Annotated in this window: 12 protein-coding genes (1 of these 12 cut by a window edge); 8 read left to right on the top strand and 4 right to left on the bottom strand. The window is 69.7% G+C overall.

The window, feature by feature from the left end; translation table 11 throughout:
* The 4 genes from Q4G14_RS01440 to Q4G14_RS01425 are packed head-to-tail and all read right to left on the bottom strand — an operon-like array spanning position 1 to position 11,204.
* The gene (locus Q4G14_RS01440) at positions 1–3,900 is read right to left on the bottom strand and encodes an amino acid adenylation domain-containing protein (RefSeq protein WP_303359941.1); all 3,900 of its coding nucleotides are present in this window, start codon (positions 3,898–3,900) and stop codon (positions 1–3) included.
* Between the two features lie 4 nt (positions 3,901–3,904).
* Positions 3,905–4,969 (bottom strand): LLM class flavin-dependent oxidoreductase, encoded by a 1,065-nt coding sequence (locus Q4G14_RS01435; RefSeq protein ID WP_303359940.1) that lies wholly within the window; start codon positions 4,967–4,969, stop codon positions 3,905–3,907.
* 12 nt (positions 4,970–4,981) lie between these two features.
* Positions 4,982–9,181 (bottom strand): type I polyketide synthase, encoded by a 4,200-nt coding sequence (locus Q4G14_RS01430; RefSeq protein ID WP_303359939.1) that lies wholly within the window; start codon positions 9,179–9,181, stop codon positions 4,982–4,984.
* Positions 9,171–11,204, bottom strand: coding sequence for an AMP-binding protein (locus Q4G14_RS01425; RefSeq protein WP_303359938.1), 2,034 nt, complete (start codon positions 11,202–11,204; stop codon positions 9,171–9,173). Before Q4G14_RS01425 ends, Q4G14_RS01430 begins: the two co-directional genes overlap by 11 nt.
* 198 nt (positions 11,205–11,402) lie before the next feature.
* On the opposite strand from Q4G14_RS01425, the gene Q4G14_RS01420 reads away from it, so the two are divergent.
* The 8 genes in view from Q4G14_RS01420 to Q4G14_RS01385 are tightly spaced (each overlapping or abutting the next) and all read left to right on the top strand, a layout consistent with a single transcriptional unit that may run on beyond the window.
* Positions 11,403–15,854, top strand: coding sequence for an amino acid adenylation domain-containing protein (locus Q4G14_RS01420; protein ID WP_303359937.1), 4,452 nt, complete (start codon positions 11,403–11,405; stop codon positions 15,852–15,854).
* Complete coding sequence (locus tag Q4G14_RS01415) at positions 15,851–16,723, top strand: class I SAM-dependent methyltransferase (RefSeq protein WP_303359936.1); 873 nt, start codon at positions 15,851–15,853, stop codon at positions 16,721–16,723. The genes Q4G14_RS01420 and Q4G14_RS01415 overlap by 4 nt, the downstream gene beginning before the upstream one ends.
* A complete protein-coding gene (locus Q4G14_RS01410) occupies positions 16,720–18,192 on the top strand; it encodes an aminotransferase class III-fold pyridoxal phosphate-dependent enzyme (protein ID WP_303359935.1) in 1,473 nt (490 codons plus the stop codon). The genes Q4G14_RS01415 and Q4G14_RS01410 overlap by 4 nt, the downstream gene beginning before the upstream one ends.
* Positions 18,189–18,359, top strand: a complete 171-nt coding sequence (locus Q4G14_RS01405; protein ID WP_303359934.1) for an MbtH family NRPS accessory protein — start codon at positions 18,189–18,191, stop codon at positions 18,357–18,359. The genes Q4G14_RS01410 and Q4G14_RS01405 overlap by 4 nt, the downstream gene beginning before the upstream one ends.
* A complete protein-coding gene (locus Q4G14_RS01400) occupies positions 18,356–18,850 on the top strand; it encodes a hypothetical protein (RefSeq protein WP_303359933.1) in 495 nt (164 codons plus the stop codon). Before Q4G14_RS01405 ends, Q4G14_RS01400 begins: the two co-directional genes overlap by 4 nt.
* The gene (locus Q4G14_RS01395) at positions 18,847–19,410 is read left to right on the top strand and encodes a hypothetical protein (protein WP_303359932.1); all 564 of its coding nucleotides are present in this window, start codon (positions 18,847–18,849) and stop codon (positions 19,408–19,410) included. Before Q4G14_RS01400 ends, Q4G14_RS01395 begins: the two co-directional genes overlap by 4 nt.
* Positions 19,407–21,074, top strand: coding sequence for a condensation domain-containing protein (locus tag Q4G14_RS01390; RefSeq protein WP_303359931.1), 1,668 nt, complete (start codon positions 19,407–19,409; stop codon positions 21,072–21,074). Before Q4G14_RS01395 ends, Q4G14_RS01390 begins: the two co-directional genes overlap by 4 nt.
* A protein-coding gene (locus tag Q4G14_RS01385) for a type I polyketide synthase (protein WP_303359930.1) crosses the window boundary here: on the top strand, positions 21,067–24,205 show its 5' portion. It continues 1,145 nt past the right edge of the window; the window shows 3,139 of its 4,284 coding nt (coding positions 1–3,139); the start codon lies at positions 21,067–21,069; its stop codon lies beyond the right edge, outside the window. Before Q4G14_RS01390 ends, Q4G14_RS01385 begins: the two co-directional genes overlap by 8 nt.

Below are 24,205 nucleotides of genomic sequence, written 5' to 3'. Positions count from 1 at the left end.
TCATCCCTGGGCCTGTGTCAGGGCGGCGCGCAGCCGGTCCAGTTTGTTCGTGACGGGCTGGCGCGGCGCGGGGGCGGCCAGTTCGCCGTCCAGCCGCGCGGCCAGACGGGCCAGCGTATCGGCCCGCAGCCCGTGGCTGTGCCATGTGATCCGCATGTCGCCGACGTTGACGTTGACATGCAGCACGGCATCCGACGCGGGCGCATCCCATGTCAGCCGCGCGATGCCCGGCGACAGGGCGCGCGGGTCGATGCCGCGCGGATCGCGGCTGCCCCATGGCATCACGCGCGCGGTCTGGCCCAGCCCGGTCAGCGGCGCATCATCCGCGACCGCCAGCGTCACCGGCGCACCCGCCCAATCCGCCAGCACCCGCGACAGCGCGCGGGCCAGCGCATCGGATGAAACCTGCGGCAACGGGCGGGTCAGTTCGGCGGAGTCCGCCGTCTCTGCCGCCAAGGGCAGCAGCTCGGGTGCGGGTGCCGCCGGCGCGGCAAGCCAGCGCAGGTAGCTGTCATCGGCTGCGTCCGACGCGGCCCCCGTAACGATCAGATCCGCAAGGCGATTGACCGACGCCGCATTCAGCAGCAGCGGATGCGCCGTGACGATCAGCCTGCCGTCGCGGACCTGCGCCGTCCACAGATCAGAATGCGCATGGGTCTGCCATCCGGCGTCGGTCAGCCCCAAGCACAGCACCGGATGCGCGGCGCGCAGGGCCTCGGGGATCAGGTCCACACCCTGCGGCATCGGGCGTTCCACCCGATGCCACGGGCCGGGATCGGTCAGCGCCGCCGCCTGCCACGGGCTGAGCGGCAGCACCTGTGCCGTGGCCGCATGGGCGGCCTGCGTGGCAACGGTCTGGTGCTCGAACATCTGCGCGGGCGTCAGCACCAGCCCCTGCGCACGGGCGCGCGAGGCGATCTGCATCGCACTGACCGAGGCCCCGCCCACCGCAAAGAAATTGTCGTCCACGCCGATCCCGTCCCGGCCCAGCACCTGCGACCAGATCGCCAGCAGCCTGCGTTCGGCATCCGTTTCGGGCACCCTTGGGGCAGCCTTGCGATCGGCGCGTGGCAGCGCGTTGCGGTCGATCTTGCCGTTCGGATTCAGCGGCAGGCGGTCCATGATCGTGACCACAGCGGGGATCATATAGGCGGGCAGATGCCGCGCCAGCCCCGCGCGCAACGCATCGGGATCGCCCGCCCCGGCGCACCAGGCGACCAGCCGCGCGCCCTCGGCCATGACGACGGCGGCCGTAATGCCGGGCTGAGCGCGCAGGGCGGCCTCGACCTCGCCCGGTTCGACCCGATAGCCGTTCAGCTTGATCTGATGGTCCAGACGGCCAAGAAAGGTCAGCCCGCCATCCTGATCCATCCGCACCCGGTCGCCGGTCAGATAGAACCCGTCCACGAAACGATCCGCCGTCAGGTCGGGGCGCTGCCAATAGCCGGGCGACAGGCCCGCGCCCGTGATCGCCAGCTCTCCGGGGACAAGCGGGGGCAGCGGGCGGCGGTATCGGTCCAGCACCGCCAGCGCCGTGTTCGCGACCGGGCCGCCGATCCGGGCTTGGGGGCCGGTCAGATCATCAGCCGTGATCCGCCGCGCCGCCGACCAGATCGTCGTCTCGGTCGGGCCATACATGTTCCACAGCGCGCTGGTGCCCGCAAGCAGCGCCTGCCCAAGGTCGCGGGGCAGCGCCTCGCCCCCGCACAGCGCGGTCAATCCGCCCGGCAATCCATGATCCGACAGCAGACGCCATGTCGCAGGTGTGGCTTGCAGATGGGTGATCCGCTGGCGGACGATGGTTGCCGCCAGCCGGTCAGGCTCGGCGGCCAGCGTGGCGTCGCCCAGAACCAGCGTGGCACCCGTCGCAAGCGGCAGCAAGATCTCAAGCGCGGCGATGTCAAAGGCGATGGTGGTCAGCGCCAGCATCCGGTCGCCCGGCGCCATCCCCGGCTGGCGGGCCATCGAGGCGATCAGGTTCGACAGCGCCCGATGCGTGACCGGCACGCCCTTGGGGCGGCCCGTGCTGCCGCTGGTAAAGATGACATAGGCGATGCGGTCCGGGTCGGGGGGCGGCAGATCGGGCAGCGGCAGATCGGGCGGCAAGCCATCCGTGATCCGCGCCAGCGTGGCATCGTCCAGCACCAGCCCCGCGCCCGCATCCGTCAGGATCATCGCGCGGCGTTCGGCGGGATGCGAAGGGTCCAGCGGAACATAGGGCACCCCCGCCCGCAGCGCCGCCAGCAGCGCCACGATCAGTTGCGTGCCGCGCGGCAGGCAGATGGCCAGCGGCTGTCCCTGCGCCAGTTCGGGCAACCGGCGCAGGTACCGGGCCAGCGCCTCGGCCTGCGCCCAAAGGTCAGGGCCGTGGGTCGCCGCACCGTCGGGGGCGATCACGGTGGCGCGGCCCGCGGCATCGTCCAGCAGCGTCAGCAGATCCGGGATCGGCGCATCCGGGCCGCGCAGGATCGCGGGCGGCGAAAGCTCCAGCCCTTCGATTGCCGCATCGGGGCAATCCAGCGCCGCAGCCAGCAGCGTTTCGAAACTGGCGATCATCTGGCGGATCAGCCGGGCATCGAACAGCCCGCGCCGGTATTCGGCGATAATCGAAAACCTGCCATCCTGTTCGATCATATGCCAGGACAGATCGAATTTCGCCTGCGGCAGCGGCAGCAGCGATTGCCGCACGCTCAGCCCGTCGCCCAGCGCGAGGGTGTCGGCATTTTGCGCGGAATAGCCGGTCTGGACCTGAAACAGCACCTGAAACAGCGGCGTCTGGCCGGCACGGCGGGCGGCGCCCACCGCATCGACCACGCGGGCAAAGGGCAGCGCGTGATGGTCGAAAGCGCGGGCGAATGTCGCGCGCGTTTCAGCCAGCCAGTCGCGGAAACTGGTCCCGGCGCGCGGCCTGCCGCGCAGCACCAGCGTGTTGACGAACAGCCCGATCAGTTCAGCACTGGCCGCGTCGCGCCCCGCGACTGGCGTGCCGACAGCCACGTCATCCGATCCGGTCATGCGATGCTGCAACAGATGGAACACGGCCAGCAGCAGGACAAACGGCGTCACGCCCATGGCCGCCGCCGCCGGCGCGATGCAGGCCGACAGGGCCGGGTCGATCCGGTGCGACAAGGTATCCGCAGCATGATCGGCAGGAACGGCGCTTGCAGGCAGCTCCTGCGGCGCAAGGGCCGCAAGCTCGGCCCGCCAGAACTCGGCCTGGGCGGCGGCCTCGGGTCCGTCCAGCCACGCCTGCTGGTCCAGCATCAGGTCGGCAAACTGGCGCGGCAGGTCGGGCATGTCCGGCGCACGGCCCGCATGAAATGCCCGGTAAGCCTGCGCCAGTTCCCGCAAAAAGACACCGCGCGACCAACCATCGGCGATGATGTGGTGAAAGCTCAGCAACAGCCGGTGACGATCCGGTGCCACCCCCAGCAGATGCGCACGAAACAGCGGCCCGCGCGGCAGATCGAAAGGACGTGCCGCGAAATCGGCATCGGCCTGGGCCGTGGCCCCGGTCCGGGTCAGCACGAAATCGGCCGGGCCTATCCGCTGGCCGGGCTGACCGTCGCGGACAGGAAATCTGGTGCGCAGCGGTTCATGCCGCGCCACCAGCCATGCCAGCGCGCGTTCCAGCGCCGCGACATCCAGCGGCCCCGATATGTCCCACGCAAAGGCGATGGAAAATGCCGCGCTGTCGGGATGAACCTGCTGGCCCAGCCAGAACTGCATCTGGGCTGGCGACAGCGGCAGCAGGTCGGGCCGCGCCGCCGCCGGGATCGGGGCCGGGGCCACACGCGCCCAGTCGATGCCCGCCGCCGTCACCTTGACCCGGAACACCGCCAGTTCAGACGGCGACAGCAGGGCGACGCGCGCCCGCAATGCGGCGATCCGGTCCTCCATCGCCTCAGGCCAGCTCCATCCGGCGCACGCCCGCTGTGGCCTGCGCCAGTTGCGCGATCTGCGGCAACCCGGCCATTACAAGATCGTGATCCTGCACAAAGTCGATCAGGCAGGCGATTTCATCGACGCCGATATCGGCCAGATCCTGCACCACCGGGCGGACACTTTCGGCACTGCCGATCAGCGAGCGCCCGTTCATGAACCCCTGCACCCCGAAGTCCAGCAGGCTTTCAAGGTCTTCCGGGCTGAAGTCCGACAGCTTGACATTCAGGTTCATGCTGCGGGCCAGACTTTCCAGCAGGTGATAATGCGTCCGCAGATAGTCGGTGAAAGGGCCGACCACATTCGCCCGCGCGGTGGCGGGATCATCCGCCAGATAGGTATGGACCATGATGCTGACACGGCCCGCATCCGGGTCATGGCCATTCTTGTCCAGCGCCTCGCGATAGGTGCGGATCTTGGGGGCCAGATCCTCAAGTTTTTCGCCCAGCAGGGCACACAGGACATTCATCCCGCGCCGCCCCGCTTCGGCAAAGGTCTCGGGGGATTGGCAGGCGACCCAGAACGGAATGCGCGGCTGGAGCGGGCGCGGCAGCGTTTTCGCCTCGACCACATGGCCGTCGGCATCCTCGAAGGCCACCGCCTCACCGGCCAGCAGGCGCGTCAGCTGGTCATAGCTTTGCCACATCAGATTGCGCCGGAACCCGTGCGGTTCGCGCGACAGCACGAATTCCTGCATTGTCCAGCCGGATGCGATGGCGATGCCCGTGCGCCCGCCCGACAGGTTGTCCAGCACCGACCAGTCCTCGGCCACCCGCACCGGATGGTGCAGCGGCAGAACCACGCTGCCCGACCGCAACTGCACGTTTTCCGTCACCATCGCCAGCGCCGCATGAATCAGCGCCGGGTTCGGATACAGCCCCCCGAAGGCGTGGAAATGGCGTTCCGGCAGCCACAATGCCTGAAAGCCGTTCCGGTCGGCGAAACGGGCGCTGTCCAGCAGCAGCCTATAGGCATCGGGATTGCGTTCCGATCCGTCGCCATCAAAGTAGAACAGACTGAATTTCATGGTATTTCCCTGTCATTCCGCGGGTGCGCGTTCGGATTCGATATCGGTCAGCAGGTCGTCCAGCAGATCGGCCTGCGCGGCGGCGGCCTGCTGCGCGGTGCGAATGGTGGCGGCGATGCCTGCGGCGGTGGGGGCCTCGAACAACAGCGCGCGGACGGGCAGATCGACGCCGAATTCGCGGCGCAGGCGGTTGACGATCTGGATCGCCATCAGCGAGTGCCCGCCCCGTTCAAAGAAATTGTCGTGGATGCCCACTCGCGCCACGCCCAGCATCTCGGCCATGGCGGCGGCGACGGTGGTTTCCACCGGATCGCGGGGCGCGGCATAGGCGGTCTGGACCGCCTGCGCGGGCGCAGGGCCGGGTTGCGGCGCGGGTGCCGCCAGACGCTGGCGCAGGTTGCCGGGGGTGACAGCGACCTGCGTCAGCGCGGGCTGTGCAAGGATACGGCAGGCCGCCTGCCAGATCTCGTCCAGCGTCAGCAGCCGTGCGGTGGCCAGCGTTTCGGCGAGGCTGCCGGTTTCGGCAGCGTCCCATTGAACCGCCTGCCAACGGGTGACGCCGCTGCGGTTCGCGTCAGCCGCAAAGGCGTCGGCCCAGGCGTTTTCTGCGGCATAGGCGGCAAGCCCGCGCCCGCCCGCCAGAACCGACAGCGACGATTGCACCAGACAGAAACCCGCATCGCGCCTGCCCAGCACCTGCCGCAAGGCCCGCAGGGTGGCGCGGCGGCGGTCCAGCCGGTCCGCGATCCCGGCAGGCAAGGCGTCTGTCAGCGGGCTGTAGAACGCATCGCCCATTGCCGCGCTGTGGAACACGCCTGCGACGGGTCCGGTCCGGGCCTCGGCTGCGGTCAGCGCGGCGTCCAGCGCGGCGGCATCGGTCACGTCGCAACCCAGAACATGAATCTGCGCAGGGTCCAGATCGCGCAGGGTGGCAATCAACCGCGCGCCGGGGTCTGCGTCGGGACGTCCCGACAGCCAGCGGTCCCATTCCGGGGGCTGCGGCAGCCCGTCGCCTGCAAGGATCAGCGGCTGCCGCCAGTCAGAGACGATGCCGCGCGCAAAGGCCGCCGCCAGCCCGTCGGCCAGATCACCGATAATCAGGCAAGGCCCGGCGGGTGCGGGCGCAGGGACCGGCAGCGCCACCCCCGCATGATCCGCGTGCCACAGATGGCCACCGCGCAGGGCCAGTGTGCCATCCTGCCATGGCACCGCCAGGGCCTTCGCCAGCCCGCGCGCCGGATCGGCGGGGTCAAGGTCGATGACCCGGCAGCGCAGGCCCGGCACTTCCTGTTCCAGAACCGGTGCCAGCGCGGCCACCGAGGCGGATTCGGGGCTCAACGCCTCGGCCCCGGTCACATCGTGCATTCCCGCGCCGATCAGGGTCAGGCGCGTGCCTGCCGTCAGCGCGCGGGCCAGCGTCAGGATGCGGGGCAGCGGATCGGGCGCAAGGCCCCATGCGCAGACGATCTCGGCCCCGTCGCACAGGTGATCCGCCAGCGTTTCAGGCGTGACGCTGATGGCATCCGCGGGCCATCCGTTCAGCAACCCGGCCCCCAGCACCAGCAGAGCCTTGGCCGGTTCGGGCGATTGCAGCGGCAGCCGCCGCCATATGGGCTGATGGAACCAGCCGTCGTCCGCCGCCGCCGCACCGGGCACGGGCATCGGCAACCAGAAGCTTTGCCGTTCAAAGGGATAGCCGGGCAGCGACAGCCGCTTGCGCGGGCCGTCATGCAGCGCGGCCCAGTCCACCGCGACGCCCGCCGCCCAGATCTCGCCGGTCGCGCGCAGGATTTCGGCGGCACCGTCCACCGCCCCCGCATCGGGCAGAGACGCCACGCCCCGCGCATGGTCGGCCATCCCTTGACGCGCCAAACGGATCAGGCCCGCGCCGGGGCCGACCTCGATCAGCAGCGGGTGGTCCAGCCCCATCAGGTGCCGGATCGCCTCGCCAAAGCGCACCGGCTGGCGCAGGTGCGACAACCAATAGGCGGGATCGGCGGCACGGTCATCCAGCCAGTCGCCGGTCACGTTCGACAGCATGGCGATCTGCGGCGCGCGCAGGGTCAGACCGTTCAGCACCCCGGCAAAGGCGTCCAGCGCCGGGTCCATCATCGCGCTGTGAAAGGCATGCGAAGTGACCAGCCGCCGCGCGCCGATACCGCTGCGATCCAGTTGCGCGGCCAGCGCGTCGATGGCCTCGACCGGCCCGGCCAGAGTGACGCTGCGCGGGCCGTTGACCGCCGCGATCTCTGTGCCGTGGGGCAACGCGCCGCTGGCTTCGGCTTCGGACATCATCACGGCCAGCATCGCACCGGGCGGACAGGCCTGCATCGCCTCGCCCCGCGCCACGACCGCACGGATGGCGTCAGGCAGGCCGAACACCCCCGCCAGACAGGCCGCGACATATTCGCCGACGGAATGGCCCAGCATCGCCACCGGCTGCACGCCGCGCGCCATCCACATCCGCGCAAGCGCATATTCAAAGACGAACAGCCCCGGCTGCGTCACACGGGTCTGGTGGATGCGGTCTGGATCGGTGGCGGGGTCCAGCAAAACCGTCCGCAGGTCCAACGAGTCGGGGACCAGCGCAAGGCAATCGTCCAGCGCCGCGCGAAAGGCCGGGTCGGCATACAGATCGCGCGCCATCCCGGCCCGCTGGCTGCCCTGCCCCGAAAAGACGAACACCGGCGCGGGCTGGCCTGCCATCGGGTGCAGCACCTGTCCCGGTGCCCGCAGCGCGGCGATCGCCTGTTCGCAGGTGTCGGCCACGACAACCTGCCTGCGCGCCATCGCCTGCCGCCCGGTTTGCAGCGTCTGCGCCACATCGGCCAGCGAGACATTCCCCGCCAGCGCCGATGCCAGATTGTCGCGCATCACGGCCAGTGCCCCGTCGGTGCGGGCGCTGATCGGCAGCAGTTGCGGCCCCCGCGCCGCCATGACGGGCGCGGCCACCGGCGGTTCCTGCACGATCAGATGCGCATTCGTGCCGCCGATGCCAAAGCTGGACAGCCCCGCTCGCCGGGGGCGCGCCGGGTCGCGCGGCCAGTCGCGCCCCTCGGCCAGAATATCGAAGACACCGGGTGAAAGGTTCGGACCGGGCATCGTGAAGTGAGCCGTGCCCGGCAGGTGGTCGTGCTGAAAGGCCAGCAGAACCTTGACCAGCCCGGCCATCCCCGCCGCCGCGTCCATATGGCCGACATTGCCCTTGACCGCGCCCAGCAGACAGCGCCGCCCCGCCGCCGTCAGGCCGGGACCGTAGGCGCGGTTCAGGGCGGTCAGTTCAATGGGGTCGCCAAGGGCGGTGCCGGTGCCGTGGGCCTCGACGTAATCCACATCAGCGGCTCCGATGCCGGCATGGCGCAGCGCGGCCGACAGAACCGCCGCCTGCCCGCCGACAGATGGCGCGTTCAGCCCCACCTTGGCCGCGCCGTCGTTATTGACCGCCGCGCCGATCAGCACGCCCATGATGCGGTCGCCGTCGGCCAGCGCATCGTCCAGACGTTTCAGCACCACGACCGCCGCGCCGTTGGTAAAGACTGTGCCCGCAGCGGCCGCATCGAACGGGCGGCAGGTGCCGTCGGGCGCGGTGATGCTGCCCGGCTCATGCACATAGCCCGCAGGCCGGGCCTGATTCACCGCCACGGCACCCGCCAGCGCCATGTCGCAATCGCCCGCCCGCAGCCCCGCCATCGCCTGATGAATTGCCACAAGAGAACTGGAACAGGTCGTCTGCACGCCGATGGCTGGCCCCGTCAGGTCCAGATGAAACGAGGTCCGCGCCGCCACCATCCCGCCGATATTGGCCAGCCCCACCTGAAACGGATCGGCCCGGCCCGCCGCCCGCAGCAGATGCGACGACAACGAGGCCCCGGCATAGACGCCGACGCTGCCTTTGCGGGGGGTGGCTGCATCTTCCAGCGCGTGCCAGGCGCATTCCAGAAACATCCGCTGCTGCGGGTCCAGCAATTCGGCATCCCGCGGCGAATAGCCGAAAAAGCCCGCATCGAACCCGTCCGCCTGATCTGGCCCGCCCCAGAAAGGAACATAATCCGCACCCGTCGCGGTCACGCCCGCCGCGTGCAATTCATCCTCGCCCACCCGTCGAATGGCGCTGTCACGCCCCGCCAGCAGGCGCCAGAAGCTGTCCAGATCGTCCGCGCCGGGCAGGCGGATGGCGCAGCCGATAATGGCGATACGGGTGTCAGACGGCATCCGTGGCCCCTTGGGATTGCAGCCGCGCCAGCAGGTGATCGGCAAGCGCGGCGGGGGTTGTGTGTTCGTAGATCAGCGTCGCCTCCAGCGGCAGGTCCAGCGCCTGTTCCAGCCCGCCGATCAGGGCCAGCCCGCTGGCGGAATCGACGCCCATGTCAAAGAACGGGCGGTCGTCGGCAGGGGCGGCGCGGCCCTCGGTCGCGTCCGCCAGCGCCTGACGCAGATGCGCCAGCAGCCGGGACCGGCGCAGAGGCGCGGGGGCGGCACGCAAGACGCGCGCCAGTTCGCCGCGCGGGCTTGCCGGGGCTGCTGTTGCGGTAGCGGCAGCGGCACCGACGGCAGCGGCGGCGTTGCCCGCACACCAATCGGCGACCGCAGCCAGCCCCTCGCGGCAGGCAAAGCGCTGAATCTTGCCGCTGGGCGTGACCGGCAGCGCGCCGGGGCGGATCAGGGTGATGCGATCCGCAGCCAGCCCGTGCCGGTCGGACAGCACCTGCCGGATCGCGTCGAAGATCGGCAGCGGTTGCGGATCGCGGCAGGCATGGCGATCCAGTTCTGCCGCGATGCCGATGCGGCCATCGCCATCGCCCAGGGGAAATGCGGCGACCCGGCCCGCCAGAATCGCCGGATGGGCGGCGGCTATGCTGTCCTCGATCGCCTGCGGGGCGTGGTTCTGGCCGCGCACGACGATCATCTCTTTGATGCGCCCGGTGACGAACAGCCGCCCGTCCTGCATCTGGCCCAGATCGCCCGTGCGCATCCAGCCGCCGGAACCATCAAGTTTGCAATCAAAAACACGTTCGGTTTCATCTGGTCGCCGCCAATAGCCTGATGCAATCGCAGGTCCGCGAAGCCAGATTTCGCCGGGCCGCCCGGTGACGCGCTGGCGGCTGTCAGGGTTGACGATGGCGATCTCGACACCCGGTGCCGGCACCCCGCTGTCGCCATAACCGCCCTGCATCCGAACCCGGCTGCCGGGGCGGGTGACGGTGACGCATAGCGTCGCCTCGGCCATGCCATAGCAGCCGACCCACATATCGGGGCGAAAGCCGCAGGGCATCAGCGCATCCTGAAACCGGCGCAGAGTGTCGGCGCGGATCGCCTCGGCCCCGGAAAAGGCCAGCCGCAGGCGCGACAGGTCCACCCGCCGCAGCGCATCCGGCGTGGCATGGCGCACGAGGTGGTCAAAGGCGAAATTCGGGCCGCCAATGACGGTCGCGCCGCTCTGCGAGGCCAGTTCCAGATAGCGGATAGGGTCGCGCAGAAACGCCGCCGGTGACATCATCGCATTCGGGATACCCAGATGAACGGGCGTCAGGATGCCGCCGATCAGCCCCATGTCGTGATAATGCGGCAACCAGCCGCAGATGCGATCATCGGCCCGGAAATCAAAGGCCCGGCGGATCTGTTTCAGGTTCGCGGCCAGCATCCCATGTGTCACCATCACCCCTTTGGGCGCGCCGGTCGATCCCGAGCTGTATTGCAGAAAGGCCAGATCGTCGGGCGACAGCGGGCGGCGCGGTGCGGGCGCCGGCAGATCGGTCCGGGCGGGATCGGCGGCGCACAGGGTCAGGCAAGCGGCCCCGCCCGCCTGCCCGGCAATCGCGGAAGACAGGCCGGGCGCGCAGAGGATCGCCGCCGCATCGGCATTCCGCAGGATATGTGCCAGACGGCTGAACCGCTCGCGCGGGCGGGGCGGGCTGACGGGCACGGCCACCACGCCCGCGTGAAAGCACCCCATCAGCGCCGCGATGAAATCCAGCCCCGTCGGATAGGCCAGCAGCACCCGCTGACCTGCGCGGATTCCTGCCGCCTGCAATTCGGCCGCGACAGCACCCGCGCGGGCGTGCAGCGCGGCCCATGTCCAGACCTGCGGCGGCGCCTCGGCGCGGTCGGGCGCAAAGCGGAACGCCTGCGCGGCACCCATCCTGGCCGCACGATCAGCCAGATCGCAGGTAATGCTGCGAAAAGGCAGCCCCGGCTGGGGCAGCACGGCAGTATCGGAAGGCAGGCGCAGTTCCATGGAGCAGACCTTCGCCCAAGCGGGCGTCACGGAGACGACAGGGATTCCGTGGCAGATCTGGCTGGTGGCTAGAGACCGGAAGACGCCTGTTGCATATATAAACAATCTATTTTAGTCAACAATCGTTAACGGGGCACCAGGCAGCACGGCTACCCAGTCCAGACCCAGCGGAATCTTATCTTGATTCAGGCGTGGATTATGGATCGCGACGGTGCAGCAGACGGCGCAGCATATGGGCTTGACGGGGCTTTTGCCCCTGACGCCACCATGCCCGTGCGCGAGGTGATCGCGCAGTTGGCGGGGCTTGGCATCCGTATCGCCGTGGCCGATGGCCGTCTGCGCTGCACCGGGCCTGCCAACCTGCTGAACGGTGCCGCAGGGGAAACGATCCGCGCGCGCAAAGATGACATAATCAAAGACCTCACCATGCGTTCCTCGATTGAATCGAGGGCGCCGGATATTGCCCCCCTGTCCCCCGCGCAGATGCGCCTGTGGCTGGTCGAACAGATCGACCCGACCGCCGCGCATCACATTCCCTTTGCGGTGCAGGCCGATGGCGCGCTGGACATGGCCGCGCTGGGCAGCGCGATTGCCCGGATCGTCGCCCGCCATGCGATCCTGCGCCTGCGCATCGTCAGCCGGGATGGCACCCCGTATCAGCGGTTCGACGCGCCTGCCCCGACCGTCGTGCAGGTCCAGGCCGCCCGCGACCTGTCCGCCCAGATCGCGGCCGAGGCGCGCCGCCCCTTTGACCTGACCGCGCAGCCGCCGTTGCGGGTGTCGCTTTTGACCTGCGCGCCTGATCGCCATGTCATCCTGTTCACGCTGCACCATATCGCCGCCGACGGCAGCTCGGTTCAGGTGCTGATGGCAGAGCTTGCGGGGTTTTACCGGCAGGCGGTGACGGGCCTGCCCTACGATGCACCGGCATTGCCCATCCAGTATGGCGATTATGCCGTCTGGCAGCACGATCAGACCGAGGCCGCGCCGCAGATGGCATTCTGGCGCGACAGTCTGGGCAGCGAACTGCCGATAACGCGTCTGCCCGTCGATTTCCCGCGCCCCGCCATTGCCAGCCATGACGGCGCGCTGCATCCGCTGACGGTGCCCGCCGACCTGACCGACCGGCTGCGCAGGCTGGGCGCGCGGCAGGGGGCGTCGCTGTTCGCGGTGTTGCTGGCCGGTTTTGCGCTGCTGGTTCATCGCCATACCGGGCAGCGCGACCTGATCTTCGGCATCCCCGCCGCCAATCGAAGCCGACCCGAGGTGGAACCGCTGGTCGGCCTGTTCGTGAACCCTCTGCCGATCCGCTGCACCCTCGACCCCGCACAGGGGTTCACCGCCCTGCTGGCCGAGGTGCGCCGCCGGGTTCTTGACGCGCTGGACAATCATGACATCCCGTTCGAACATCTGGTTCAGACCTTTCAGAGCCGCCGGGACCCCGGCGCAAGCCCGCTGTTCCAGCTGAAATTCCAACTGGACCGCGCCCCCCGCGAGGTGATGGCGCTGCCGGGCGTGACGCTGCGCCGCCTGCCGCGTGCGGGGGGGATCGCGCCCCACGACCTGTCGCTGGATCTGGTCGAGGGGCCGGCGGGCGTGACCGGGCATCTGGAATACGCGACGGCGCTGTTCGCCCCTGCGACCGTGGCCCGGCTGGCAGGGCACTACCTGACATTGCTGCACGCCATTGCAGATGCCCCCGAAACCCCGGTCGCGACGATGCCGATGCTGACCGGGGACGAAACCCGCGCCCTGCTGAACGATTTTAATGACACCGCGCATGATCTCGATATAAACCAGCGTTTTCCCGCATTGTTCGAACGCCACGCAGCCGCCACCCCCAAGGCCGTCGCCGTCGAACATGTCGCGGATGGCCGGATCACGACGGAAACCTATGGCGCATTGAATGCGCGTGCGAACCGGCTGGCCCACCATCTTCGGGCGCGCGGAGCCGGGCCTGACACAGTGATCGGCATCGCGCTGGATCGCGGCCCGGATATGGTGGCGGCATGGCTGGCGGTGTTGAAATCGGGCGCCGCCTGGCTGCCGCTGGACCCCGCTTATCCGCCCGACCGGCTGGCCTGGATGCTGTCGGATGCCCGCGCCGCGATGGTGCTGTCGCACAGTCACATCGCACTGCCCGATGGCACGCCGCGTCTGGATCTGGACAATGGCTGGCCCACCGGCGACCAGACCGATCCGGCCCCCGGCACCAACCCCGCCGATCTGGCCTATGTGATCTATACCTCTGGCAGCACCGGCCGTCCGAAAGGCGTCGAGGTGCCGCATGAAGGGCTGGTCAACCTGACCCGCGACAAGCTGCGCCGCTGCGATCCGCGCCCCGGCGACCGGGTGATGGGGTTCTTCAGCTTTTCCTTTGATGCCTCGATCCCCGATCTGGTCATGGCGCTGGGCTCTGGTGCGCGGCTGGTCACGGCACCCGCAGGCGATGTGCTGCCCGGTCCGGGGCTTGCGCGGCTGATGCGGGACCGCCGGGTGACGCATCTGACGATCACGCCCTCGGCTCTGGCCTGCCTGCCCGGCGACGAGCTTCCCGACCTGCGCATGGTGCTGGTGGGCGGCGAGGCACCCTCCCCGGATCTGATCTCGGCCTGGGCACCGGGGCGCGTCTTCATCAACGCCTATGGTCCGACGGAATGCACGGTCAATGCCTCGATGGTGGAATGCAGCGTCGCCGATGCCGAGGCGGTGCTGACGCCGCCAGCCAACAAACAACTGCATGTGCTTGATGAGGCCATGGAGTTGCTGCCCGTCGGATCAGCCGGAGAGTTGTTCATCGGCGGCCTGGGCCTTGCGCGCGGCTATCGCGGGCGGCCCGACCTGACGGCGGCGGCCTTTGTGCCCAATCCATATGGTCCTGCCGGATCGCGGCTTTACCGCACGGGCGACCGCGCGGTCAGGCTGCCCGACGGCCGCATCCGCCTGCTGGGCCGCATGGACGATCAGGTAAAGATCCGCGGCTATCGCATCGAACCGGCAGAAATCGCCCGCACCTGCCGCCGCCATCCGGGCATTGCCTCTGCCGTGGTCGCGCCGCGCGATATGGGCGGCACGCAGCGGCTGGTCGCGTGGCTGGTCGGGCGCGATGGCGACCGGCCCGAGGCCGATCTGCGCGCGCATCTGGCGGCCAGCCTGCCGCGCCACATGATCCCCGACGATCTGGTCTGGCTGGACCGCCTGCCGCTGACCGTCAACGGCAAGCTGGACCTGCGCGCCCTGCCCGACCCGGCCCCGCGCCGGGGCACGGGCCGCGCGCCGCAGGGGGCGACGGAAATCGCGCTGGCCGCGATCTTTGCCGAAGTGCTGGGCGTGCCCGCCATCACCGCGCAGGATGATTTTTTCGACCTCGGCGGCAATTCTCTGATGATTACCCGTCTGGCCGCGCTGATCGAATCGCGTCTGAACCGTCCGGTCAGGATGCTGACGCTGTTCGATGCCTCGACGGTCGAGACGCTGGCCCGGTATCTGGACGGCGACAGCGTGACGGCGGCGCAAGAGTGGCGCGCCGATCTGACCCTGCCCAAGGGTATCCGCCCGACGACGCAGCCGCGCGCGGGCCTTGGCGATCACGTCCTGCTGACCGGCGCCACGGGCTTTGTCGGCGCGCATCTGCTGGCGGAATTGCTGCGCGATCCGGCGCGGCGGGTGATGTGCCTGACCCGGCAGGACGGCATCCTGCCGATCCGGCGGGCATTCGACAGCTATGGCCTCGATCCTGCACCGCTGTCGCGTGTGACCCCGGTGCCGGGCGATCTGGCAGCGTCGGGGCTGGGCCTGACCCCGCGCGGGCAGGCACAGGTGGCGCAGGCGACCTCGATCCTGCATTGCGGGGCGCGTGTCCATCACGCCACGCCCTATCGCGGGCTGCGCGATGCCAATGTCGGCGGCACCGTCGCATTGCTGCGCATCGCGGCGGCGGCGGGGGCGGCCTTTCACCATATCTCGACCCTCAGCGCGCTGACGCCCCAGGACCGCCCGTTGACCGAAGCCGATGCAGCCGCCAGCCTGCCGCCCCCGACCGGCGGCTATAACCTGTCGAAATGGGTGGCCGAGCAACTGGTCGCGCAGGCAGGCGCGCACGGCATGGCGGTGACGATCCATCGGCTTGGGTCTGTCGCCGGGCACAGCGCGACAGGTGCGTTCAATCCCGCCGACATCCTGACAAGGCAGGTGCAGGGATATATCGCCGCAGGTGTGGCACCGCAGGGCGCGGCGCTGATGAACCTGCTGCCGGTCGATTACCTTGCCCGCGCGATCTGCGCGCTGGCCGGCGATCCGCGACACGCGGGCGGCACCTTCCACCTGACCCACGCCGCGCCGGTATCCACCGACCTGCTGTTCGCCGCACTGGCCGCCGAAGGCCACGCCCTCCGCCGCATTCCACCGGGCGACTGGCAGGCGCTGTTGCAGACCATCGCGGCGGATCAGCCGGATCACCCGCTGTATCCGCTTGCCGCGCTTGGCGGGGCGCAGGGCTTTCGCGGCGCGCGCTGGCCCTATGGCTGCGCCGCCACGCTTGCCGCCTTGCCCGATCTGCCGCAGCCGGCGCTGACGCCGGACCTGCTGCGCCTTTACGTCCGCGCGCTGGCGCAATCCCCGACACCCCCCGCAACAGAGGCTCTGACGTGACCGATCATACCGATTACGATGCCTGGGCCTGGCTTTACGACCGCACGCTTGGCCCCGAATACCGGGACCGCAAGATGGGCTTTCTGGATCGGGCACTGCTGTCGGGGCTGGCACCCGGTGCGCGGGTGCTGGACCTGTGCTGTGGCACCGGGCAGATGATGGTGCCGATGCTGGCACGCGGCTTTCAGGTCAGCGGCATCGACATGTCCGCCGACATGCTGCGCCACGCCGCTGCGAATGCGCCCCAGGCCGTGCTGACACAGGCCGATGCGCGCGATTTCCGGCTGGACGCCCCGGTCGCGGGGGTGGTCTGCGCCAGCGCCTCGCTGAACCACATGGCCGGGCTGGAGGATCTGGAGCGGGTGTTCCGCGCCGTCCATGCCGCGCTGGAGGATGGCGGCACCTTCATCTTCGATATCAATCACCCCGCGCAGATGGCGCGCCACTGGCAAAACCGGCCCGCCGCCGGCGAAATCGCCGCCGATTACGCATGGCTTATCACGCCGCGCTATGATCCGGCGACGGCAACCGGGGCGTTCCGCGTCGATATGTGGCGGCGGCCCGCGAACGGATCGTCCGCGGGCAACGCACTGTGGCGGCTGGCGCTGACGCGCCCGCTGATGCGCCGCAAACGGCTGGACCTGCTGGCCCGGTTCAGCGACGACCATCCCGATTGGGATCATCGCGCGGTGGATTACCCCGTCCACGGGCACGAACTGCCCGCCGTGCTGGCGCGGCTGGCCGATTGCGGTTTCGAAGCGCGGATGGAAACATTTTCCGGCAAGGGCGTGGTCGATGCCGACAGCGCCGCCTGTTTCATCGCCCGCAAGCCCTCGGCGGCGGCGCGGACAGAGGAGGCTGCGGAATGAACGCCCTGCCCCCTGATCGCAGCGACATCATCGGCCAGGCTGTCGCCGGCTTTGCCGCCCGCACACCGGGGTCCAAGGCGCAGGCCGCCGCCTCGCGCGCCGTGCTGGCCGACAAGACGCCGCTGGCGATGCCCTTCAGCCCGGCGTTGAAAGAGGCATATTACCCCGTCGTCAGCGACCGTTCGCAAGGCGCGCATCTGTGGGACATCGACGGCAATCAATATGTCGATATCCTGATGGGGCTGGGCTGCAACATCTTTGGCCACAATCCCGCGCCGATCCGCGATGCGTTGCAGGCGCGGCTGGATCGCGGCATCCAGATCGGCCCGCAATCCGAAATCGCCGGTCAGGCGGCGGCCCTGTTCGCGCAGCTGACCGGCCATCCGCGCGTGACCTTTGCCGCCACCGGAACCGAGGCGGTGATGACCGCCATCCGCCTTGCCCGCGCGGCCACCGGGCGGCAGCGCATCGCCGTCTTTTCCGGGGCCTATCACGGCCATGCCGACGGGGCGTTGTTCAAGGCGCGGCGGCTGGAATATATCCGCCGGGGCGCTTTGGCACGGGCAGAGCGCGGACCGCTGCGGGCGATCAGGCCGCTGCTGGAACGGATGATGCTGACCGGCGCCACGCCGGGCTGGCCGGGCATTCCGGCGGATGCGGGGCGCAGCATCATGGTGCTGGACTACGGCAATCCGCGCAGTCTCGATATCCTGCGGCGGCACGGCAAATCGCTGGCCGCCGTGCTGGTCGAACCCGTGCAGAGCCGCGCGCCCGAACTGCAACCGCGCGACTTTCTGCATGGCCTGCGCGAGGTCACGCAGGCGACCGGCACCGCGCTGATCTTTGATGAGATGATCTCGGGCTTTCGGGTGGCGCAGGGCGGGGCGCAGGAACATTTCGGCATCCGCGCCGATCTGGCGACCTATGGCAAGATAGCGGGCGGCGGGCTTCCGCTGGCGCTGATCGCGGGGTCGCAGCGGTTCATGGACCGCGTGGATGGCGGGCCATGGCAGTTCGGCGACAGCTCGGTCCCGCAGGTGCCGGTAACGATGTTCGCGGGCACCCATGCGCGCCACCCGCTGTCGCTGACGGCGGCGCTGGCGGCGGCGCAGATGCTGCACGATGCCGGCCCGGCGCTGCAAGCGGGGCTGAACGCCACCACGTCGGGGCTGGTTCAGCGGCTGAACGAGGCGATGGCGGAACGCGGGCTGGCGGTGCGGTTCACGCATTTCGGCTCGTTCTTCGGCATCAATGCCAGCGCCAGCCGGATGGACCCGCATACTGTGCCGGTCCTGTCGCTGCTGCTGCTGGCACAGGGGCTGCATCTGCGGCCGGGCGATCGTGGCGGATTTCTGTCCACCGCGCATGGCCCGGACGATCTGGCCTTCATTCAGTCGGCCTTTACGGACGGGCTGTCGCGGCTGGCCGCTGCCGGGCTGATCGCGCAAGATCATGGGGACCGTGCATGACCGAATACCTTGTCGTCACCGCCGAGGATGGCCGCTATTCCATCTGGCCCGCCTTTCGCACAGTGCCATGGGGCTGGGCGGCCAGCGGATTCCGGGGCAGCCGCGACGATTGCCTTGCCCATATCGCGGCGGTCTGGACCGAGTTGCGCCCAAAGGCCACGCCATGACCACGCCCGACAGCCTGACCCTGGCAGCGCGGAACACAGGCATCCCGCCACGGCCCGCAACGCTGGACCTGCTGCTGCCCGGCGATCTGCCCGCGCAGATCATCCCCGACGCGGCAGAGGCCGCGCTGATCGGGCAGGTTCTGGCCGAGTTTCTGGCCGCGCTGGAACAGCCCGCGACGCGCGGCGCCACCTGCCGGGCGCTGCTGGCGCGGTTGGGCGATGACGCCATCCCGGCCCGCGTGGGCGCCACCCTGATCCCCGCCAGAACCGCCGAGGTCGAGGATTTCGACCGCTATTTCAACGTCCGCCGCATCGCCAGCGACGCGCCCGGCACGGCGCTGCTGCGCGGGCTGCTGCAAGGCGCGGCGGGCGTTTTCGCCTTGACCGAGGTCGCCGATCTGCCGCCCGCCCAGATCGCCCGGCAGGTGGCCGGCTTTGCCGCCCATGCGCGCCTGCTGGGCCGGCTCTGCGGGACGGAGCCGTGCCCATGACCCGCACCCCGCCCGCCGCGCGCGACATCTGGCAGGAATTTCACTGGGCCTTCTTTCTGAACACGCAGGGCCTGATCCTGTCGCTGCAACGCTTTGCGCTGTTGCAGGATGCGGGCGACATGGCGGGGGCGGCGGGCGAACTGGACGCGGCGGCGGTTCTGATGGATGCGTCGGCCGCTGCGATGCAGCTGGCGGGCAGCTTTACCCGCGCGGATTACGAAACCGAGGTGCGGCCCTCGATGACGCCGCCCCATGTCCAGTCCGAGGGGTTCAGCGGGCTGATGTCGTGGGAACATGGCGTGCTGGTGAACCTGTGGCGCAGCCTGCGCCCACGCTTTGCCGAACTGCCCGATGCGCTGGCCCCGGCCCATGCGCGGTTTGCCAACGCCTATCGCTGCATGGCCGAGGGGCATGTGAATGTCTGCGCCCGGTTCGTCGGCAACGGCAATGCCAGCCTGCGCTATGACAACCGCGAGGCGCTGGTCAGCCTGCGCCGCTTTGGTCAGACGCGGCTGGCGAGCATCGACCCCAACGGGGTAACGGCGGAGCACGAGGAATGAGCGACCGCATTCAGGACATCCTTCCGCTGGCCCCCGGTCAGGGCGGCATGGTGTTTCACGCCATCGGCGGCGGTGCCCCCGGCGATGACGTGATCCAGATCGTCGTGGATATGACCGGCACCCCGGACCTCGGCGCCGACCGTGCCGTGTGGGATGCGCTGGTCGCCCGCCATGACGCGCTGCGCACGGCCTTTGTCTGGCAGGGGCAGAAACAGCCGTTGCAGGTGGTCGGGCGGCGGGCGGCGTTGCAGATGGTCCAGCACGATCTGACGGCGATGGCCGGGGCAGCACAGAGCGCGCATCTGTCGGACTGGCTGACGCAGGACCGGGCGCAGGGCTTTGATCTGACCCGCGCGCCGCTGATGCGGGTGGCCTGCTTTGCGCTGGCGCCGGACCGTCAGCGGCTGGTGGTGACGTTCCATCACGCCATTCTCGACGGCTGGTCGATCCCGGTTCTGCTGCGCGAGTGGGTGACGCTGCGGGCGGGCCGCAGCCTGCCCGATGCGCGGCCTGCGCGCGATCACGTCGCATGGGCGCTGGCGCAGGACCGCGCTGCCGCCCGCGATTTCTGGCGGGCCGAGCTGGCGGGATATGTCCCGCCGCGCGCCGCGCTGCCCACCCCCGACGCACCGCCTGTGTCGCGCCGAGGAGATATTTCGCTGCGCCTCGACCCCGGACAGACGCAGGCGCTGACCCGTGCCGCGCGCGCCTCCGGCGTGACGCTGGCAACCGCCATTCAGGGTGCATGGGCGCTGTTTCTGGCCCGCAGCGCCGGGGCGGATGATGTGGTCTGGGGGCTTGCGCGGGCGGGGCGTCCTGCCGCGCTGGCCGGGGCTGAAACCCGCGTCGGCATGTTCCTGACCACGCTGCCGATGCGCGCCGCCCTGCCCGCCGATCAGCCGCTGTCCGCGTTTCTGGCCAACCTGCAAGCCCGCCAGACCCGGCAGGCCCCCCATGAACACCTGCCACTGACCGATGTGCTGGCGGCGGCAAACCAGCGCGGCGGGGCGCTGATGCAGACAGCCGTGGTGTTTGAAAACTACCCCGCCGACCCTGCCCGGCTGGGCGATCTGCCGGGATTGACCATCACCGGGGTTCAGGTGTTCGAGCAGCCCGGCCTTGGCCTGACGCTGTATGTGATCCCCGGCGACGGGCTGACGCTGCGGCTGATCTTTGATGCAGCCGTAGTGTCCCACGCCGCGGCGCGGCTGGTGCTGGTCGATCTGCACGCGCTGCTGGTCCTGCCCCACGACACCCGCCTGCACGACATCGCCGTGCAAAGCCGCGCGACGATGCTGCGGCAGGCACCAGCGCCGAGACCGCCGGGCGCGGCGCGGCCTGCGCTGCCCGCACTGGCCGCCATCTGGGCGGATGTGCTGGCCATCCCCACGCCCGCCGCTGCCGACAATTTCTTTGACCTTGGCGGGCATTCGCTGCTGGCGATCACGCTGCAAGACCGCATCCGCCGCGATCTGGGCATCGAGGTGCAGATCGCCGACCTGTTCCGCCACGCCACGCTTGGTGCGCAAAGCGCCCATCTGGCTGGCCTGAACACCCCCCTCGTATCCGCACGGGCCGACGATACCGCCCTTGCCCGCCAGACCGGCGCAAACAGGCTGCGCCAGCGCCGCGCCCAGACCATGAAAGACCGCCATCATGCGTGATGTGACCGAATATACCGGCCTCGAAATCGCCATCATCGGCATGGCCGGCCGCTTTCCCGGCGCGCCCGACATCGCAACCTTCTGGCGGAATATCCGCGACGGGGTGGACTGCATCTCGCGGCTGGACCCTGACGAGCTGCGCGCGCGGGGCATTCCCGACACGGTGCTGAACGCCCCCGATTTCGTCGCCGCAGGCGCCGCTGTCGCCGGGTCCGACAGCTTTGACGCCGCCTTCTTCGGCTATTCCCCCGCCGAGGCAGAGCTGCTGGACCCGCAGCAACGCATCTTCCTCGAATGTGCGTGGAACGCGCTGGAGGATGCGGGCTATGCCCCCGATGCCTGCACCGTTCCCGTAGGCGTCTATGCCGCAGCGGGGATGAACGGCTATCTGCTGAACCTCTATGCCAATCAGCACCTGCGAGAGCGCGTCACCGGCTATGAAATCTTTATCGCCAACGACAAGGACTTCCTTGCCACCCGCGCCGCTTACAAGCTGAACCTCCGCGGCCCCGCCGTGACGGTGCAGACCGCCTGTTCGTCGTCGCTGGTGGCGGTTCACATGGCGGCACAGGCGCTGATCGCCGGCGAATGCGACATGGCGCTGGCCGGCGGCGTGGCGCTTTCGCGGCAGGACGGATACCGGGCGATGGCGGGCAGCATCCTGTCGCCCACGGGCCAGTGCCGGGCGTTCGACGCGACGGCGGATGGCACCGTCGCGGGCAATGGCGTCGGGCTGGTCGTGCTGAAACGGCTTGAGGATGCGCTGTCCCAGGGCGACGATATCAGCGCCATCATTCGTGGCTCGGCGATCAATAATGACGGCGCGGGCAAGGCCAGCTTTACCGCGCCCGACGTGGACGCGCAGGCCGATGTGATCGCAGCCGCGCAGGCAGCGGCGGGGGTCGGCCCTGACAGCATCACCTGCATAGAGGCGCATGGCACCGGCACCAGCCTTGGCGATCCGGTCGAACTGACGGCCCTGACCCGCGCCTTTCGGCAAGGCACCGACCGCACGGGCTATTGCGCCATCGGCTCGGTCAAGACCAATATCGGCCATCTGGACACGGCGGCGGGCATCGCGGGGCTGATTAAGGCCGCGCTGATGCTGCGCCACCGCCAGCTTGCGCCCAGCCTGCATTTCACCGCGCCGAACCCCCGCATCGACTTTGCCGCCAGCCCCTTTGCCGTCAACACGACCCTGCGCGACTGGCAATCGGACGGCCCGCGCCGCGCCGGGGTCAGCTCTTTCGGCATCGGTGGCACGAATGCGCATGTGGTGCTGGAAGAAGCCCCGCCGCCCCGCGCAAGTGCAAACGCCAGCGATGCGCCGCAACTGCTGGTCCTGTCGGCGAAATCCGATGCCGCTCTGCGCGCCGGGGCGGTGGCGGTGGCGGCGCATCTGGACGGTGGCGGTTCGCTGGCCGATGCGGCGCAGACGCTGGCCACGGGGCGCAGCGCGATGGGCTGGCGGCTGGCGGTGACAACACCGGATGCCGCCCGCGCGCTGCGCGATGCCACGCCGGTCAGCGCCACGGCCACGGATGCCGTGTTCCTGTTTCCCGGTCAGGGCAGCCAGTATCCCGGCATGGCACGGGATCTGTATGCCCATGTCCCCGCCTTCGCGGCGCTGCTGGACAGCGCCGGGCCTGATCTGCGGGCGATGATCCTTGATGGCGGCGAGGCGATCCACCAGACGCAACACGCCCAGCCTGCGCTGTTCGTGGTGGAATACGCGCTGGCGATGCTGTGGCAGCAGATGGGCATCACGCCGCGCGCCCTGCTGGGCCATTCGCTGGGCGAACTGACGGCCGCCTGCGTGGCGGGCGTGTTCGGCCTTGACGACGCTCTGGCACTGGTCGCGGCGCGCGGTCGGCTGATGCAGGCGGCGGAACCGGGCGCGATGCTGTCGGTGATCCATCCCGGCCAGCCGCTGCCGCCGCTGCCCCCCGGATGCGAGATCGCGGCCCTGAATGGTCCCGGCCTGACCGTGGTATCAGGCCCGCTGGACGCCATCGCCATGTGCGAGGCATCGCTGACGCAGGCGGGGGTTGCGCATAAGCGGCTGAAAACCTCGCACGCGTTCCATTCGGCCTCGATGCAGAAAGCGGCAGAGGAATTTGCGCGCATCGTCGCCGGGGTGTCGCTGCACGCGCCGCAGATCCCGGTCGTGTCGAACCTGACGGGCACATGGCTGACCGAGGCCCAGGCGGTGGACCCGGATTATTGGGCGCAGCACCTGCGCCAGACGGTGCGCTTTGCAGATGGCGCGGCGCTGGTCGCGCAGCCGGGCACAGTCTGTATCGAGACCGGGCCGGGCGCTGCGCTGTCCACGCTTGTGCGCGACCACGGGGCGACCGTCGTGCCGGGCCTGATCGCGGGGCAAGACAGCCGCGCGGCGTTGCTGTCGGCCATCGGGGCGGCATGGTCGGCGGGTCTGCCGGTCGAGTGGACGCAGACGATGCCCACCGGCGGGCGGCGGGTATCGCTGCCGGGCTATGCGTTCCAGCGGCAGCGATATTGGGTCGCGCCCGATGCGATGGCAGCGGGCACCACGCATCCGGCCACGGCACAACCTGGCGCGGCGCGGGTCTATATCCCGGCGTGGCAACGCGCGGTTCTGCCAGCCCCCGCGAAAAGCCGTCGCAGCTGGTTGATAATCGGCGAGGCCCCCGCACTGGCCGATCTGCTCGAACGCGGCGGCGACGATGCGTGGCGCATCGGCGCAGGCGCGGCGCTGGCGGAAACCGGGTATCGCAGCTTTGCCATGCCCCCCCAAGACGCGGCGGCGCTGCTGGACCTGCTGGCCGCGCGGGGAACGCAACCCACCGATATCGTAGCGGTGACGCCCGATGCGGCGGCGCTGACCTGTTTGATCGCGGCGCTGGCCCGCGCGCCGCGCCCGCAGCGGCTGACGGTGGTGACGCGCGGCGCGGCGGATGTGACCGGGGCCGAGGCGCTGGACCCAGAACAGGCGGCGCTGCATGGGCTGGTGCAGGTGGCGGGGCAGGAATACCCGTGGCTGGGCGCGCGGATACTGGATCTCGACCCGGCCGAGGCACGGCCCGCCGATCAGGCGCAATGGCTGCGTCAGGCGCTGATCGCCAGCGATGCGCCCATCGCGGCCCGTCGCG

It is taken from the genome of Paracoccus sp. (in: a-proteobacteria), assembly GCF_030538755.1.
GTDB lineage: Bacteria > Pseudomonadota > Alphaproteobacteria > Rhodobacterales > Rhodobacteraceae > Paracoccus.
The sequence above is the reverse complement of the archived record's forward strand: the minus strand, read 5'-3'. Positions and strand labels throughout refer to the sequence as shown.